General features: G+C 72.4%; 15 protein-coding genes. 7 read left to right on the forward strand and 8 right to left on the reverse strand.

What is annotated here, in order from left to right; translation table 11 throughout:
• Nucleotides 1–59 precede the first annotated feature (59 nt).
• From ACFYOV_RS12895 to ACFYOV_RS12905, 3 genes are all read left to right on the forward strand, one after another.
• Nucleotides 60–308, forward strand: coding sequence for an SCO4848 family membrane protein (locus ACFYOV_RS12895; protein ID WP_389086421.1), 249 nt, complete (start codon nucleotides 60–62; stop codon nucleotides 306–308).
• A 23-nt stretch (nucleotides 309–331) separates the two neighbouring features.
• A complete protein-coding gene (locus tag ACFYOV_RS12900) occupies nucleotides 332–1,657 on the forward strand; it encodes a metallophosphoesterase (RefSeq protein ID WP_389086424.1) in 1,326 nt (441 codons plus the stop codon).
• Between the two features lie 258 nt (nucleotides 1,658–1,915).
• Nucleotides 1,916–3,472, forward strand: coding sequence for an ABC transporter substrate-binding protein (locus ACFYOV_RS12905; RefSeq protein WP_389086426.1), 1,557 nt, complete (start codon nucleotides 1,916–1,918; stop codon nucleotides 3,470–3,472).
• Between the two features lie 698 nt (nucleotides 3,473–4,170).
• On the opposite strand, the gene ACFYOV_RS12910 is transcribed toward ACFYOV_RS12905, so the two are convergent.
• The 7 genes from ACFYOV_RS12910 to ACFYOV_RS12940 form a co-directional block, all read right to left on the reverse strand.
• A complete protein-coding gene (locus tag ACFYOV_RS12910; RefSeq protein WP_389086428.1) occupies nucleotides 4,171–5,001 on the reverse strand; it encodes a TetR/AcrR family transcriptional regulator in 831 nt (276 codons plus the stop codon).
• Between the two features lie 219 nt (nucleotides 5,002–5,220).
• Nucleotides 5,221–5,631: a VOC family protein gene (locus ACFYOV_RS12915; RefSeq protein ID WP_389086430.1), complete on the reverse strand. Its 411-nt coding sequence runs from the start codon at nucleotides 5,629–5,631 to the stop codon at nucleotides 5,221–5,223.
• A 160-nt stretch (nucleotides 5,632–5,791) separates the two neighbouring features.
• Nucleotides 5,792–6,571: a succinate dehydrogenase iron-sulfur subunit gene (locus ACFYOV_RS12920; protein WP_389086433.1), complete on the reverse strand. Its 780-nt coding sequence runs from the start codon at nucleotides 6,569–6,571 to the stop codon at nucleotides 5,792–5,794.
• On the reverse strand, nucleotides 6,571–8,325 hold the full coding sequence (gene sdhA, locus ACFYOV_RS12925; protein ID WP_389086435.1) for a succinate dehydrogenase flavoprotein subunit: 1,755 nt from the start codon (nucleotides 8,323–8,325) through the stop codon (nucleotides 6,571–6,573). Before sdhA ends, ACFYOV_RS12920 begins: the two co-directional genes overlap by 1 nt.
• A 19-nt stretch (nucleotides 8,326–8,344) precedes the next feature.
• Nucleotides 8,345–8,827 carry a succinate dehydrogenase hydrophobic membrane anchor subunit gene (locus ACFYOV_RS12930; protein WP_389086438.1) on the reverse strand — a complete coding sequence of 161 codons (483 nt, stop codon included), beginning with the start codon at nucleotides 8,825–8,827 and terminating at the stop codon, nucleotides 8,345–8,347.
• A gap of 5 nt (nucleotides 8,828–8,832) precedes the next feature.
• Nucleotides 8,833–9,213 carry a succinate dehydrogenase, cytochrome b556 subunit gene (gene sdhC / locus ACFYOV_RS12935; protein ID WP_389086440.1) on the reverse strand — a complete coding sequence of 127 codons (381 nt, stop codon included), beginning with the start codon at nucleotides 9,211–9,213 and terminating at the stop codon, nucleotides 8,833–8,835.
• A gap of 217 nt (nucleotides 9,214–9,430) precedes the next feature.
• Complete coding sequence (locus tag ACFYOV_RS12940; protein WP_389087082.1) at nucleotides 9,431–9,955, reverse strand: 2-oxo-4-hydroxy-4-carboxy-5-ureidoimidazoline decarboxylase; 525 nt, start codon at nucleotides 9,953–9,955, stop codon at nucleotides 9,431–9,433.
• A 297-nt stretch (nucleotides 9,956–10,252) separates the two neighbouring features.
• Between ACFYOV_RS12940 and ACFYOV_RS12945 the strand changes: the two genes are divergently transcribed.
• From ACFYOV_RS12945 to ACFYOV_RS12955, 3 genes are all read left to right on the forward strand, one after another.
• Entirely contained in the window at nucleotides 10,253–11,875 is a 1,623-nt protein-coding gene (locus ACFYOV_RS12945; protein WP_389086442.1) for a glycoside hydrolase family 20 protein, read from the forward strand.
• Between the two features lie 103 nt (nucleotides 11,876–11,978).
• Nucleotides 11,979–12,527 (forward strand): hypothetical protein, encoded by a 549-nt coding sequence (locus ACFYOV_RS12950; RefSeq protein ID WP_389086445.1) that lies wholly within the window; start codon nucleotides 11,979–11,981, stop codon nucleotides 12,525–12,527.
• Between the two features lie 108 nt (nucleotides 12,528–12,635).
• Complete coding sequence (locus tag ACFYOV_RS12955) at nucleotides 12,636–13,190, forward strand: hypothetical protein (RefSeq protein WP_389086447.1); 555 nt, start codon at nucleotides 12,636–12,638, stop codon at nucleotides 13,188–13,190.
• Nucleotides 13,191–13,245: 55 nt separating this feature from the next.
• On the opposite strand, the gene ACFYOV_RS12960 is transcribed toward ACFYOV_RS12955, so the two are convergent.
• Nucleotides 13,246–13,740, reverse strand: a complete 495-nt coding sequence (locus tag ACFYOV_RS12960) for a DUF1877 family protein (RefSeq protein ID WP_389086449.1) — start codon at nucleotides 13,738–13,740, stop codon at nucleotides 13,246–13,248.
• A gap of 175 nt (nucleotides 13,741–13,915) precedes the next feature.
• On the opposite strand from ACFYOV_RS12960, the gene ACFYOV_RS12965 reads away from it, so the two are divergent.
• Nucleotides 13,916–14,311, forward strand: a complete 396-nt coding sequence (locus tag ACFYOV_RS12965) for a hypothetical protein (protein ID WP_389086451.1) — start codon at nucleotides 13,916–13,918, stop codon at nucleotides 14,309–14,311.
• Nucleotides 14,312–14,414: the final 103 nt, after the last annotated feature.

Raw genomic sequence — 14,414 nt, forward strand, 5'->3', positions numbered from 1 at the left:
TCGCGCCCCGGGCCCGACCCCGGGCAGGAAACCGGCCGACCGGCGGAGATACTGGACGCATGAAGCTCAGCCGCCCCGTCTCCTGGTTCCTGCTCGCCTTCGGGGTGTGGAGCTGGGTCATCTGGATCACTTTCGTCAGGAACCTGGTCAAGGACAGCAGCGGGCTCGCGTTCGACGACGGTGAGCCGACGGCGTACTTCTGGGTCCATCTGGCGCTCGCGGTCCTCTCCTTCGTATGGGGGACGGTCATCGGCGGCATCGGGTTGCGCGGCCTGCGGGCACTGAGCCGGACGTCACCGACGTCCTGACCGAACTGGGGGAAGCGCACACCGTGGTCATCGTCTTCGTACTCGTCGCGCTGCTGGTCGTGGCCGTCCTGGTGACGGGCAACTGGTACGTGTGGCGCCGCTTGTTCCGTGACACCACCGAGGGGCCGGGCGCGGTGCGCCGCGCGGGCGTCGTCCTGATCGCGGGCGGCTGGACGCTCGCGGTGGTCGCCCTCTTCGCCGAGCGGGGCGGCGCGCCGTTCTGGCTCCAGCAGACCCTGGCCTGGCCGGGCTTCCTGTGGCTGGCCCTCTCCCTCTACCTGCTGCTGGCTCTGCTGGTGGGCGAACTCGTCCGCCCGGTGCTGAGCCGGGTCCTGCGGCGGCGGGCGCGGAGCGGGCCGCCGGGGCGCGAGGAGGCCGCGCCGATACCGGCGGGGGCACAGGTCACCGCCGCCACGACCGGGCCGGGCGCGGGAACCCCGCCCACCGGGCCGGACGCGGGGTCCGCCTCCGGGACACCGGTGCCGGACCCGGCCGACGGCCCGGCCGGCACCGCACCCGCCGGCCCCTCCCGTCGCCTCTTCGTCTCCCGCGTGGTCGCCGGGGCCGCCGCCGCGGCGGCCGTGGGCACCGTCGGGTACGGCACGCACGGCGTGCTGAGCGGTCCGAAGGTGAAGCGGGTCACCGTGCCGCTCGCCAAGCTGCCCCGCGCGGCGCACGGTTACCGCATCGCGGTGGTCAGCGACATCCACCTGGGGCCGCTGCTCGGGCGGGGCTTCGCGCAGAAGGTGGTCGACACCATCAACGCGACCCAGCCCGACCTGATCGCGGTCGTCGGCGACCTGGTGGACGGCAGCGTGAAGGACCTGGGCCCGGCGGCGGCGCCCCTGGCACAGCTCACCGCGCGGCACGGCGCGTTCTTCGTCACCGGCAACCACGAGTACTTCTCCGGCGCGGAGCAGTGGGTCGATGAGGTGCGCCGCCTCGGACTGCGCCCCCTGGAGAACGCCCGCACCGAACTGCCCCACTTCGACCTCGCCGGGGTGAACGACCTCGCGGGCGAGGACGAGGGCCGGGGCCCGGACCACGCGCGGGCGCTCGGCGACCGGGACCGCTCCCGCGCGTGCGTGCTGCTCGCCCACCAGCCGGTGCAGATCCACGAGGCCGTCGACCACGGTGTCGACCTCCAGCTCTCCGGCCACACCCACGGCGGTCAGCTCTGGCCCGGCAACCTCGTCGCCTCCCTGGTCAACCCCACGCTCGCCGGCCTGGACCGCTACGGTGACACGCAGTTGTACGTCACCCGCGGCGCCGGTGCCTGGGGCCCGCCGACCCGGGTCGGCGCGCCCTCGGACATCACGGTGATCGAGCTGGCGTCCCGACAGGCCTGAGCCCTCACCCGAACCCGGTCCGCCGGGCCCGACGCCGCCCGCAACGGAGGCCCGTGCCCGCGCGGTGCGTCGCCGCGGGTCCTCGCCCTCCCTGTCGGAAGAGTCCGAACCGCGGGTGTGCCGGGGGGTTAGAGGGTTTTCCCCCTACCTCGCCCATTCCTCTTCTCCCACCCGAAACGCCTGTGATTGGGTGACCCCGCCACCAAGGGGGGTGGCACCGGCATGGGGCCCCGCAGGGGCCGGGGAGGGACAGGACCGATGCGGTCGGTTCGAATGCGCGTCCTTGCGGGAGCGCTTGCACTGGGAGCGGTGGCGGGAGCGGGCTGGCTCCTGCTGCCGTCGGAAGACAAGTCGGGTCACCTCATCAAGGTGGGCACGACGGACGCCGTCACCTCGCTCGACCCGGCCGGGGCCTATGACGCCGGTTCCTGGGCCCTGTTCAGCAACGTCTTCCAGTCGCTGCTGACCATCGAGCCCGGCGGTGCGGAGCCCGTGCCGGACGCGGCCGAGAGCTGCGCCTTCACCGCCGCCGACCTGCGCACCTACCGCTGCGAGCTGCGCGACGGGCTCACCTTCCCGAGTGGGCGCGCGATGACGGCCGAGGACGTGAAGTTCTCCTTCGACCGCGTCAAGAAGATCGACTCCGACGTCGGGCCGTCGACCCTGCTGGACACCCTGGACTCGGTGCGGGCCAGTGGACAGGTCGTCACCTTCAGCCTGTCCTCGCCCGACGCCACGTTCCCGTTCAAGGTGGCCACCGGGGCGGGCTCGATCGTCGACTCCACCAAGTACCCGGACGACGCCCTGCGCACCGGCGACGAGGTCGACGGCACCGGGCCGTACACCCTCGGCTCGTACGTGAAGGGCGAGAAGGCGGTCCTGTCGCCCAACGACCGTTACCAGGGCGCCGCGAAGGACCCGGGCCGGCCCGTCGAGCTGCGGTACTACACCGACCCCGGGGCCCTCGACAACGCCTGGCGGGCCCGCCGGATCGACGTCGCCACCCGCCAGCTGCCGCCCAAGGTCCTCGCCGACCTCAACCCCAGCGACCCCGGCCAGCGCGTGTCGGAGGCGGACAGCTCCGAGACCCGCAACCTGTACTTCAACACCCGCGCCGGCAAGCCGCTGCACGATCCCCGGGTCCGGCGGGCCATGGCCTGGCTGATCGACCGGGAGCGGCTCGCGGCCACCGTCTACGAGGGCACCGTCGACCCGCTGTACTCGCTGATCCCGACGGGCATCACCGGCCACACCACCTCGTTCTTCGACAGCTATCCCAGGAGGGACACCGGCAAGGCGCGCCGACTGCTCACCGAGGCCGGCGCGACCCTGCCGGTGCGGTTCACCTACGGCTACGCCGAGGGCCGCGGTGCCGCCGCCGAGGAGGCCGCGGAGATCAAGCGGCAACTCGAGTCCGGCGGGCTGTTCGAGGTCGACGTCGTCGGCCACGAGTGGACCGAGTTCCAGAAGCGCTGGACGGGCGGCAGGCTCGACGCGTACGCCGTCGGCTGGGTCGCGGACTATCCCGACCCGGACACCTTCGGCGGACCGCTCGTGGGCACGGGCGGCACCATGAACACCGGCTACAGCAGCAAGGCCGTGGACCGGATGATCGCGGCCAGCCAGCGCTTCGCCGACCGCGGCAAGGCGGGCGCCGACTTCAAGGACCTCCAGAGGGCCATCGCCCGCGACGTCCCGGTCATCCCCCTGTGGCAGGCCAAGGAGTACGTGGTCACCAGCGAGGACGTCGGCGGCGGCCAGTACCTGTCGGACGGCACGGGCGTGTTCCGCCTGTGGCGCCTGACCTGGATCTGACCCGCACCGCACGCCCGACCCCGCCGCACGCCCGGCCCCGCCGCGGGTCCCGCCACGCCCGGGGTCCCGCCATGCTCACGGGGTGGGGGAGGGGTGGGGGGCCGCCCGCTCACGCGTCCCGTCGGGGACGTGACCGGCCCCTGGCCGGGCGGCTCCGCGACCGCGGCCGGTGCTCCGGGCGGACCGTCGTCCGGCGGGGGCGGGGCTCCCCGGCACCTCCCCGACGGACGAGGGGACGGACCTGCTCGTCGGCGAAGACTTCGTCCGTCCTGCGCACGGCGCTGGTGCCGGCCGTACTGCACCTGCTGGGCCAGGCCAACCGATGGCTGCCGGCCGCTCTGGAGAAGCGGTTGCCGCACCTGGCGGTCGAGTCGCAGGAGGAGGCCGCCCCCGCCACAGCCCCGGCGGTGCACGCCCCGCGCCGGGACGGCGCGGCCTCCGTCGTCCACGGAGGTGTCCGCACCACCGGCGGCGAGCCGGTGCGGGGCGCCTCCGGCACGCTGCTGACGCCGGGCGCACGTCAGGTGGGCCGGGTGGTCTCGCACGCCGACGGCGCGTACGCCTCCCGGTGCCGGAACCCGGGCACCTGTCTGCTCGCCGTCACGGCGGCCCGGTACGGCTCCCGGGCGGGGCGCGTGGCCGTGACGGACGGGCCGCTGGTGCATGACGTGGAGCCGCCGGGGACGAGGTGGACGGGGTCAGTTGAGCGTCGGAGGGTGCTCGTCGTCGGCGGGCGCCCGCTTCGGGGCGGGGTCGGACTCCCGCGCCGGGCCGGTCTCCGGAGCCGGGCCGGTGCCCGACTCCCTCCGCGCCGGGTCGGGCAGTGCCTTGGTCATGCCCGGCAGGAACTCCGTGAACAGCTCGTGCACGTCGCGCACCAGGGGCCGCAACACCCGGAACCGGGACAGCGCGACGCCCCGCGCGGTGAGCCGGGCACCGCGCTCGGCGAGCCGGTAGCTGCGCTCGCGGCCCTCGGTGCGGTCGAAGATCCAGTACAGGATGAGGCCCATCTGCGACAGCCACATCAACTCGGGCAGCGCTTCCCGCAGCTCCGGCGCCACCTTGGCCTTCGACCCGGCCAGCACCTCCCGGTGGACGCTGATCGCCTCCACGCGCGCGTGCTCCGACTCGGGGGAGAACGGGCTGAGCGGGCTGTCCGGGTCGGCGGCGTTCTTGAAGAACTGCACCGCGAACTCGTGGTACGGCGTGGCGATGTCCAGCCATGCCTTCAGCACGCCCGTCAGCCGCGCCTCCAGGTCGTTCTCCCCCTCCAGGATCCGCCGGACCGCCACCCGGTGCTCGGCCGCGATCCGGTCGTAGAAGCCCTGGATCAGGTGTTCCTTGCCCTCGAAGTAGTAGTACGCGTTGCCGACGGAGACCCCGGCCTCCTTGGCGATGGCCCGCATGGTCGTCTTGTCGTACCCGCGTTCCTGGAACAGCCGCATGGCGGTCTCCAGGATCAGGGCGCGGGTCTGTCCGGACTTGCTGGGTGCGGCGCCGTCGCCGGGGCCGTCGTTCTTCGCGGGCACGGACAGAGAGCCTAACCCCCGGACGAAGGGACCCACGGGGCGGCGCAGCCCCCGGCCGACGGGGCCGTCACGGCCGTCGGTCGGGCTCTCGGCGCCTGCGGGCCGTCATGGCCGTCGGTCGGGCTCTCGGCGCCTGCGGGCCGTCATGGCCGTCGGTCGGGCTCTCGGCGCCTGCGGGCCGTCATGGCCGTCGGCCGAGCTCTCGGCGCCTGCGGGCCGTCATGGCCGTCGGCCGAGCTCTCGGCGTCCGGAGTAGTCGGTCAGGCCGATCACGTTCCCCCAGGGGTCCGCGAACTCCACGGTCCAGCCGGTGGCCACGGGGAACGGCTCCTCGAGGAGCCCGATCCCGGCGCCCCGCAGCGCGTCGGCGGCCACGCGGGCGTCCGGTACCTCCAGCCACACCCGTGCCGACGGCCACGACGGGGGACGGTGCCCGAGGCCGTCCTCCAGGCGGAGCAGGAGCCCGGGCGTCTCGGCGCCGACCTTCAGCAGCGCGATCCCGGCCTCGTCCAGCCGGAAGCCGACCGGGAACCCGGCGCGCTCGTAGAACCCGACGGCCTGGCCGAGGTCCCCGACGGGCAGCAGGACGTGGTCGAACCCGAGCAGTTCGTAGGACTCGTCGTCTGACATACCGTCAGAGTAGGCCGATCATCCGCCGGAACCCGTGATTGGCCGCGTACGCCGCCCGGTCGCCCTCCCGGGCCGTCCGGCGGCGTGGACGGAGGGTGCGGCCCACGCGGAGGGCCCCGTCTCCGGCGGAGACGGGGCCCTGTCGAACCGGTGGTGTCGCTCAGTACCGGCGCGTGATCAGCGCCCGCTTGACCTCGGCGATCGCCTTGGTGACCTCGATGCCGCGCGGGCAGGCGTCCGTGCAGTTGAACGTCGTGCGGCAGCGCCAGACGCCGTCGCGGTCGTTCAGGATCTCCAGGCGCTGCTCGCCGGCCTCGTCACGCGAGTCGAAGATGAACCGGTGCGCGTTGACGATGGCCGCCGGGCCGAAGTACTGCCCGTCGTTCCAGAACACCGGGCAGGAGGTCGTGCACGCCGCGCAGAGGATGCACTTGGTCGTGTCGTCGAAGCGCTCGCGGTCCTCGGCGGACTGCAGGCGCTCGCGCGTCGGCTCGTTGGTGTCCTTCGTGATCAGGAAGGGCATCACGTCCCGGTACGCCTGGAAGAACGGCTCCATGTCCACGACCAGGTCCTTCAGGACCGTCAGGCCCTTGATGGGCTCGACCGTGATCGGCTTCTCCGGGTTGATGTCCTTGATCAGCGTCTTGCAGGCCAGACGGTTCTTGCCGTTGATCCGCATGGCGTCGGACCCGCAGATGCCGTGGGCGCAGGAGCGGCGGAAGGTCAGCGAGCCGTCCAGGTCCCACTTGATCTTGTGGAGACCGTCGAGGACGCGCTCCTTGGGGTCGATCTCCAGCTGGAAGTCTTCCCAGGTCGCCTCGGCCGCGACCTCCGGGTTGAAGCGGCGGATCCGGAAGGTGACGGTGATGTAGGGAGTGTCGGCGAAACCGGGCTCGGGCTTGCCCGCCGCGTCCGCCTTGTCCAGAACAGGGGTACCCATCAGTACTTACGCTCCATCGGCTGGTAGCGGGTCTGGACGACCGGCTTGTAGTCCAGACGGACGGTCTCGGTGCCGTCGGCGCCGACCTCGCGGTACGCCATGGTGTGGCGCATGAAGTTGACGTCGTCGCGGTTCGGGTAGTCCTCGCGGTAGTGACCGCCGCGGGACTCCTTGCGGGCCAGCGCGGACACGGCCATGACCTCGGCGAGGTCCAGCAGGTTGCCCAGCTCGATGGCCTCGAGCAGGTCGGTGTTGAACCGCTTGCCCTTGTCCTGGATGGCGACGTTCTTGTAGCGCTCGCGCAGCTCGGCGATCTTCTCGACCGCCGTCTTGATCGTCTGCTCGGTGCGGAACACCATGACGTTGGCGTCCATGGTCTCCTGGAGCTCCTTGCGGAGCTGGGCCACCCGCTCGTTGCCGGTGGAGGAGCGCAGCCGCTCGATCTGCTCCACGACGAAGGACTCCGGGGCCTCGGGCAGCTCGACGAAGTCGGCCCGCTGCGAGTAGTCCGCCGCCGCGATGCCGGCGCGCTTGCCGAACACGTTGATGTCCAGCAGCGAGTTGGTGCCCAGACGGTTGGCGCCGTGCACGGACACGCACGCGACCTCGCCGGCCGCGTACAGGCCGGGGACGACGGTGGTGTTGTCCGCCAGGACCTCGCCCTGGACGTTGGTGGGGATGCCGCCCATGGCGTAGTGCGCGGTCGGCTGGATCGGGATCGGGTCCGTGTAGGGCTCGATGCCGAGGTAGGTCCGCGCGAACTCCGTGATGTCGGGCAGCTTGGCGTCCAGCTGCTCCGGCGGGAGGTGGGTGAGGTCCAGGAAGACGTGGTCCCCCTCGGGACCGCAGCCGCGGCCCTCGCGGATCTCCGTGTAGATGGAGCGGGAGACGACGTCGCGGGAGGCGAGGTCCTTCATGACCGGCGCGTACTTCTCCATGAAGCGCTCGCCGTCCTTGTTGCGCAGGATGCCGCCCTCGCCGCGGGCGCCCTCGGTGAGCAGGATGCCCATGCGCCAGATGCCGGTCGGGTGGAACTGGAAGAACTCCATGTCCTCCAGCGGCAGCCCGCGCCGGTACACGGCGGCCTGGCCGTCACCGGTCAGGGTGTGCGCGTTGGAGGTCACCTTGAAGAACTTGCCGCAGCCGCCGGAGGCGTAGATCACGGCCTTCGCCTGGAAGACGTGGATCTCACCCGTGGCCAGCTCGTACGCCACCACACCGGCCGACTTCAGGACGCCGTCGACCTCGGTGATCAGCTGGTCCAGGACGTAGAACTCGTTGAAGAACTCCACGCCCTCCTTGACGCAGTTCTGGTACAGCGTCTGGAGGATCATGTGGCCGGTGCGGTCCGCGGCGTAGCAGGACCGGCGGACCGGGGCCTCGCCGTGGTTGCGGGAGTGGCCGCCGAAGCGGCGCTGGTCGATGGTGCCGTTCGGGGTCCGGTTGAACGGCAGGCCCATCTTCTCCAGGTCGAGGACGGAGTCGATGGCCTCCTTCGCCAGGATCTCGGCGGCGTCCTGGTCGACCAGGTAGTCACCGCCCTTGACCGTGTCGAAGGTGTGCCACTCCCAGTTGTCCTCCTCCACGTTGGCCAGCGCGGCGGCCATGCCGCCCTGCGCGGCGCCCGTGTGGGAGCGGGTGGGGTAGAGCTTGGTCAGGACAGCGGTGCGGCTGCGCTTGGTCGCCTCGATGGCGGCACGCATACCGGCGCCACCGGCGCCGACGATGACGGTGTCGTACTTGTGGATCTTCATGATTCTCGCAGCCCCGTGCCTAGCGGATGTTCGGGTCGAAGGTGAAGATCACCAGCGTGCCCAGCAGGATGGTGAACACCGTGGCGGTGTAGAGCAGGCCCTTGAGCCACAGCCGCGTGTTCGGGCGCTCCGCGTAGTCGTTGATGACCGTGCGCAGGCCGTTCGCACCGTGCAGCATCGCCAGCCACAGCATCAGCAGGTCCCAGACCTGCCAGAACGGCGAGGCCCAGCGGCCCGCCACGAAGGCGAAGCCGATCTTGGAGACACCGCCGTCCAGCACGAGCTGGATCAGCAGGTGACCGAGGACGAGGACGACCAGCACGACGCCGGACAGCCGCATGAACAGCCACGCGGCCAGCTCGAAGTTGCCCCGGGTGGTCTTCGGGGTCTTCTTGGTGCGCTTGCGCGGGGGGTCGATGACCGGCGCCGGGTTGTCGACGGAGTAGAGGGAGGCGCCCTCGACGGGGCCGATGCCCGAGGCGGAGGTTTCAGCGGTGGACATGGGCGTCAGCTCCCGAACAGTTCACGAGCGGCGTGGCCGAGCACGGGGTAGGTGGCCCCGATCATCAGCACGGCCCACAGGGCGACGACGGTCCAGAGCATCTGCTTCTGGTAGCGGGCGCCCTTGATCCAGAAATCGACGGCGATGACGCGCAGACCGTTGAGCGCGTGGAAGAGGATGGCGGCGACGAGGCCGTACTCCAGCAGCGCGACGATCGGCGTCTTGTACGTGGCCACGACCTTGTCGTAGGCCTCCGGGGACACGCGCACGAGGGCGGTGTCCAGCACGTGAACGAACAGGAAGAAGAAGATGAGGACGCCGGTGACTCGGTGAGCCACCCAGGACCACATTCCTTCCCGGCCGCGGTACAGCGTTCCAGCCGGCACGGAAGTTTCCTCCGGGAGCGGGGATTGGGGCCGCGCCGGCTTGTCTTGTCGGTCGGGCCCGGCCGGGTACGGTCCACCGGCCCCCAGCATCGTAGCCACGGTTGCCTGTGGCGCTCACAGCGGCCCTCGCGGTGTGATCAAACTGGCACGGCAAACGGGTACGGACGGGCTATTGCGGCCACGAGGGAGCAGATCGCCCTGATGGCCGGAGCGGGCCTCAGTGGCTGGTCGCGCAGTCCCCCGCACCCCTGAGGGCGTGCAGCAGGCGTGCCTTGGCCAGCCTGCGGAGTTCCTCCGCCGCCACCACCCGTTCGTCTTCCGGATCGTTCGCCAAACGTGACCGGATGGCCTCCAGAGTGTGATCCAGGGCTTCGCCCGGAGGCACCCCGTCCAGGCAGATCACGAACACGTGACCGAACTTCGCCTCGTACGCCGCGTGCGCCGCGCTCAGAGCCGTGTGGGCGGCGGAGTACGTGCCCTCGGGGAGCGCGGGGAGACACTCCGCGGCCAGGGCGGCCGTGAGGTCGGCCGGGGAGAGGTCGTAGGCCGCCTCGTCGCAGGCGGCGAGCAGGGAGTCGAGGTCGGGGTAGGGGCGGTGGGCGACGACGCGCAGGGCCCAGCGGAGGCTGTGCAGGCAGGCCAGGAGCATGCGCTCGGCCTCCGCGGCGGGAGCGGAGTTGAGGGGCGCCGACGAGGGCGGGGCGCCGTGCGGGTCGGGGGTGCCGCGCGACTGCGTGGGTATGGCGACACGGCCGGAGAGTTCTGGGAGACGGTGCGCGGGCAGCGTGGGTCCTCGTGGGCGTCGCGTGTGTGTCGGTGGTAGATGCTGTGAGAGTTGTGACCTCACGTTATCGAGTGAGTCGCTGACGTGTCCGATCAATATCCGGAATTCACCCGGACGGGAGAGTTTGGGAACGGCTCGTCGACGCCCCGCCCGCGGAGGGGTCGTACGTTGGGCGGTGTGACGCAGCACAGGCAGCACAGGCAACACGGGCAGCACAGGCGTCGGGCGGCGGTGCGGGGGGTGAGGCAGCGGCGGGTGCTTGTCGCAGCCGTCGCCGCGGGTGCGCTGGTGGCCGGATCCGGGGTGGCGCTCGGGATCTGGGCCGCCTCGGACGGCGGCGGGGACACGCCGGCGGATTCCACGGCGGCCTCCTCCGAGGGCCGCGGCGCCGCCTCCCCGCCCGGCGGGACGTCACCGGAGACGGGCCCCCGTCCGAGTCCCAGCCGCTCCCACCCGCTCTCCACGCCGCCGCGGACCATACCCGCCGTCCGCGACCACACCGCCGAGCGCGGCCCCGGCTGGCGCCCCGCCCGCGGCCACCGGGTGGTCGTCGAGCACGCCACGCTCGCCGACGAGGGACGCCTGATAGCCGGTGAGCTGGGACTGACGTACGCGGGGGAGAAGGACGACACGCGGGCCGGGGACGTGCGCCTGGTGCTGAACCGGGACGCCGGCGCGAACCCGGAGGCCTACACGATGACCGTGCGCGGCGGCCGGGTGACCGTCAGCGGTCGCGGTGAGGCGGGCGTGTTCTACGGCACCCGCACGCTGAAGCAGGCGATACGCGGCGCCGGCGGCGCACCGGAGGGCGTGGTGCGCGACGAGCCCGCCAAGCAGCGGCGCGGCATGATGCTGGACATCGCCCGCAAGCACTACACCGCCGACTGGATCGAGGACCGGATCCGCGAGCTCGGCGACCTGAAGTTCAACGAGCTCGGCCTGCACTTCTCCGACGACCAGGGCTTCCGCATCGAGTCCGACTCGCACCCGGAGGTCGTCTCCGCGCAGCACCTGACCAAGGCCCAGGTGAAGCGGATCGTCGGCCTCGCGGCGAGCCGGCACATCACCGTCGTCCCCGAGATCGACTCGCCCGGGCACCTGGGCGCGGTCATCGCCGCCCATCCGGACCTCCAGTTGCGCAACGCGAGCGGCGGGGCGGTGCGCGGCGCGATCGACATCTCCAAGGACGCGTCCGCCCGCATCGTCGACGACCTGCTGAACGAGTACGCCGGCCTCTTCCCCGGCGGTCAGTGGCACCTCGGCGGCGACGAGTACCAGGCGCTGACCGTGTCCGACCCGGAGGCGTCCTTCCCGGCACTGGCCGCCGCCGCGCGGGCGGAGCACGGCCCCGGCGCCACCGTCGAGGACCTGGCCACGGGCTGGCTCAACGACCGGGCGGCGACCGCCCGCGCCCACGGCCGCGCGCCCCGCGCCTGGAACGACGGCTTCTTCCGGGGGACCTCGGTGGGCGCCGCGAAGGACATCCAGGTGGCCTACTGGACCGGCAAGGAGATCGGCGCCCGCCTGCCGGTGGAGTATCTGCGGGAGGGCCGTAAGGTCGTCAACTACAACGACGAATTCCTCTACTACGTCCTCGGGCAGCCGCTCACCTTCGTCTACCCGACGGGGCAGCGGATCTACGAGCAGTGGACGCCCCGGGTGCTGCGCGGCACCACCGCCGTCCCGGCGCGCTACGACGGGCAGATCCTCGGCGGATCCTTCGCGATCTGGGGCGACCTCCCGCGCTCCCAGACCCAGGAGCAGGTCGCGGCCGGGATCCGGATGCCGCTGCGGGCGACCGTCCAGAAGCTGTGGAACCCGGACGAACCGAAGCTGTCCTGGGCCCGGTTCCGCACCCTCGCGGACCGGCTGGGCTGACGCCGGCCAGGACGGATTGCCGCATCTGCCTGCGAACCCCCGTGCGACTGTGGTGGTGTTCTGGACGCGAGCCGAACCGACACACCGGGGGGAACACCAGCACATGGGCTACTGGGGCTATTTCGTCGTGGGCCGTGGGGAACGTCCGCTCGCCGAGTCGCAGGCGCTGGCCGGCGCCGCCCGGGGGATGCGCCTGCGCACCTCGGCGCCGGACGGATGGCAGGTCTGGGAGTACCCGAGCGGCGAGGGCGACGTCGGGAACATGAACGACCTGGCCCGGGAGACGGGCGCGCCCGCGCTCTTCGGGTACGTGATGGACAGCGACTGCGTGGTGGTGGAGGCGGCGGCGCCCGCGAGCGGGGCGTGGACGACCTGCCTGGCGCGGGCCGCGATGGCCAAGTACATCGGCGCGGACGGTGCCGGTGGGGGCGACGAAGGCGGCGGCGACGGCACGGGCCAGGAGGGGCTCACTCTGGAGGACTACTTCCTGGAGCCCCGGGACGCCGCCGACCGCGCCGTCGAGTGGGCCGCCGAGGCCGGGCACACCGTCACCGTCGACGACCTGGTCGAGGTGCTGGGTGCCGAGCCGGATCCGCTGGCCGAAAACCTCTTCTTCCGGCTGCTGGACCGGCTCGGAGTGGTGCCTCTGTGACACTCACGGCTCGTCGCACGCAGTAAGGGGAAGTGCGGGCTCGGTGAGCGACGAGACCCGGAAGGGGCCTCGTCAGGGGCCTGTGAAGACCCGCTGAGGGAGGCGTGGATGAGCCTGGTGGAACTGATCGCACAGGCCGATGAGCGCGGGCTGGCCGTGAGCGGGTTGGCTTGTTTGGATCGGTGCGTGCCGCTGCTGGGCGGCGACGACGAGGTGCTGCGGCCGCTGTGGGGGAGCCTCGCCGAGGGCGCCGCCGCCGGTGACTGGGCCGAGCGGCTGGAGCAGGTGCGCGGCAAGCTGGACACGGCGGCCGGCGGGGACGAGGCCGTGGCGCTCGCGCTCGGGATGCTCGCCGCCGCCCCCGCGGAGCGGTCCGCCGACGGGCTGCGGGTGTGGGCCGACGCGTGCTCAGTGGCCGCGCTGCGGATCCACCTGCTCCTGGACGGCGCCGCCGAGGACGCGGAAGCGGTCGACGCCCGCCGGGAGGGCCGCACGGAGGGCATGTCGCCGCTGGTCGCCGCGGAACTGCGCCGTCAGGCCACGGTCCTGGAGGTCCTGGCGGGTCACGGTCCGGCCGGACTGCGCCGGGCGCTGGAGGTGTCCACGGAGGGCCGGCGCGTCCTGCGTGCCGCGCTGTCCCGCCGCACCCGCAGGGACGGCTGAGGGGGCGGCGGGCGCGGCCGGGCAGTGGCCCAGGGGCTTGGGTTGGCGGTCCGGCTCAGTGCAGGAGCCACTTCACGACCGCGTCGCCCTCGTGGGCCGTGTGCCCGTAGAACGCGGTCAGGTCGCGGTGGGCCGCCGCGAAGGCGCCGCGTGCCTCAGGTTCCGCCTCGGGGCCGCCGTAGCGCGGGACCAGCCGGTCGCGGGCGCGCCGCCACAGCGCGTCGAAGTCGGCGGACGACAGGAACGCGGCGACCCGGGAGACCTGGGCCGCGGTCAGCAGCAGGAACGGCGGCCGGTCGGCCCCCGGCGGGGAGACGGGACGGCCGCCGAGGACCACGTGGCCCGGCGGCCCGTCGTGCGCGGGGCGCCCGGGGGTGCCCGCGTAGAGCAGTTCCTGGTCGAGGTAGCCCTTGTCGAGGACTTCCTCCCGGTGCCGCCCGATCCGCTCGCGCACGGCATGCCAGTCGTCCTCGAACAACCTGAGGAGCCAGACGGGGCTGTTGCGCAGGGCCGGGGGCGGCACGGCGCGGAGATGCAAGTACACGCTCATCGTCAACAGGAGCGCGGCGGATCTTGGAAGCGTCACCCACGTGTCAACACCCCTGCCGGAAGGGTCCTGTGACGGTGCGGGGGCGGTGCGGGGGCGGTTCCGCGCCGGTTGCTGGAGGCCGCGCGAGCCGGGTGACGAATCGGTTCCGTCGAACGCTCTTGTGCATGTGACGACTGTGACGACACACCAGGAGATCAGGCCCTCGGCGGCGACGAAGCCGGTCAGGTGGGCCGCGGACGTGGTGTCGACCATGCGGGAAGGGGCCCGGCTGCGCCTCGACTACTCGGCCCGCAGCCTGTGGAGCGTCGACCGGATGATCGAGGACATACGCCGCGAGTCGGCCCCGTACGCCGCCGTGGAGACGGTGCTGCGGGGATTCGGCGCCTACGCCGGTGAGGTCATCGTCCGTCAGACCGGCGGCGAGTGGTGGTCCTCGGGCGGCGACCACTGGGTCCGCACGCCCGACGGTCACCTGTGGGAGCCGCTGGAGGAGGCCCGCCGCTGCTACACCGGCAACGGCTCGCTGCGGCTGCTGTGCCGGGACGCGACGGGCGGGTACCGGCAGACGTAGCCGGCGCACCGGCGCGGCCGGCGCCCGCACGTCCCGGGGGCACGCGAAACGGCCGGGGTCCCGTGCAGTGGTCGGGACCCCGGCCGTCGCCCGTGGCCGGCGC

Origin of the sequence: Streptomyces sp. NPDC005931 (genome assembly GCF_042871235.1) — a bacterium.
Taxonomy (GTDB): Bacteria; Actinomycetota; Actinomycetes; order Streptomycetales; family Streptomycetaceae; genus Streptomyces.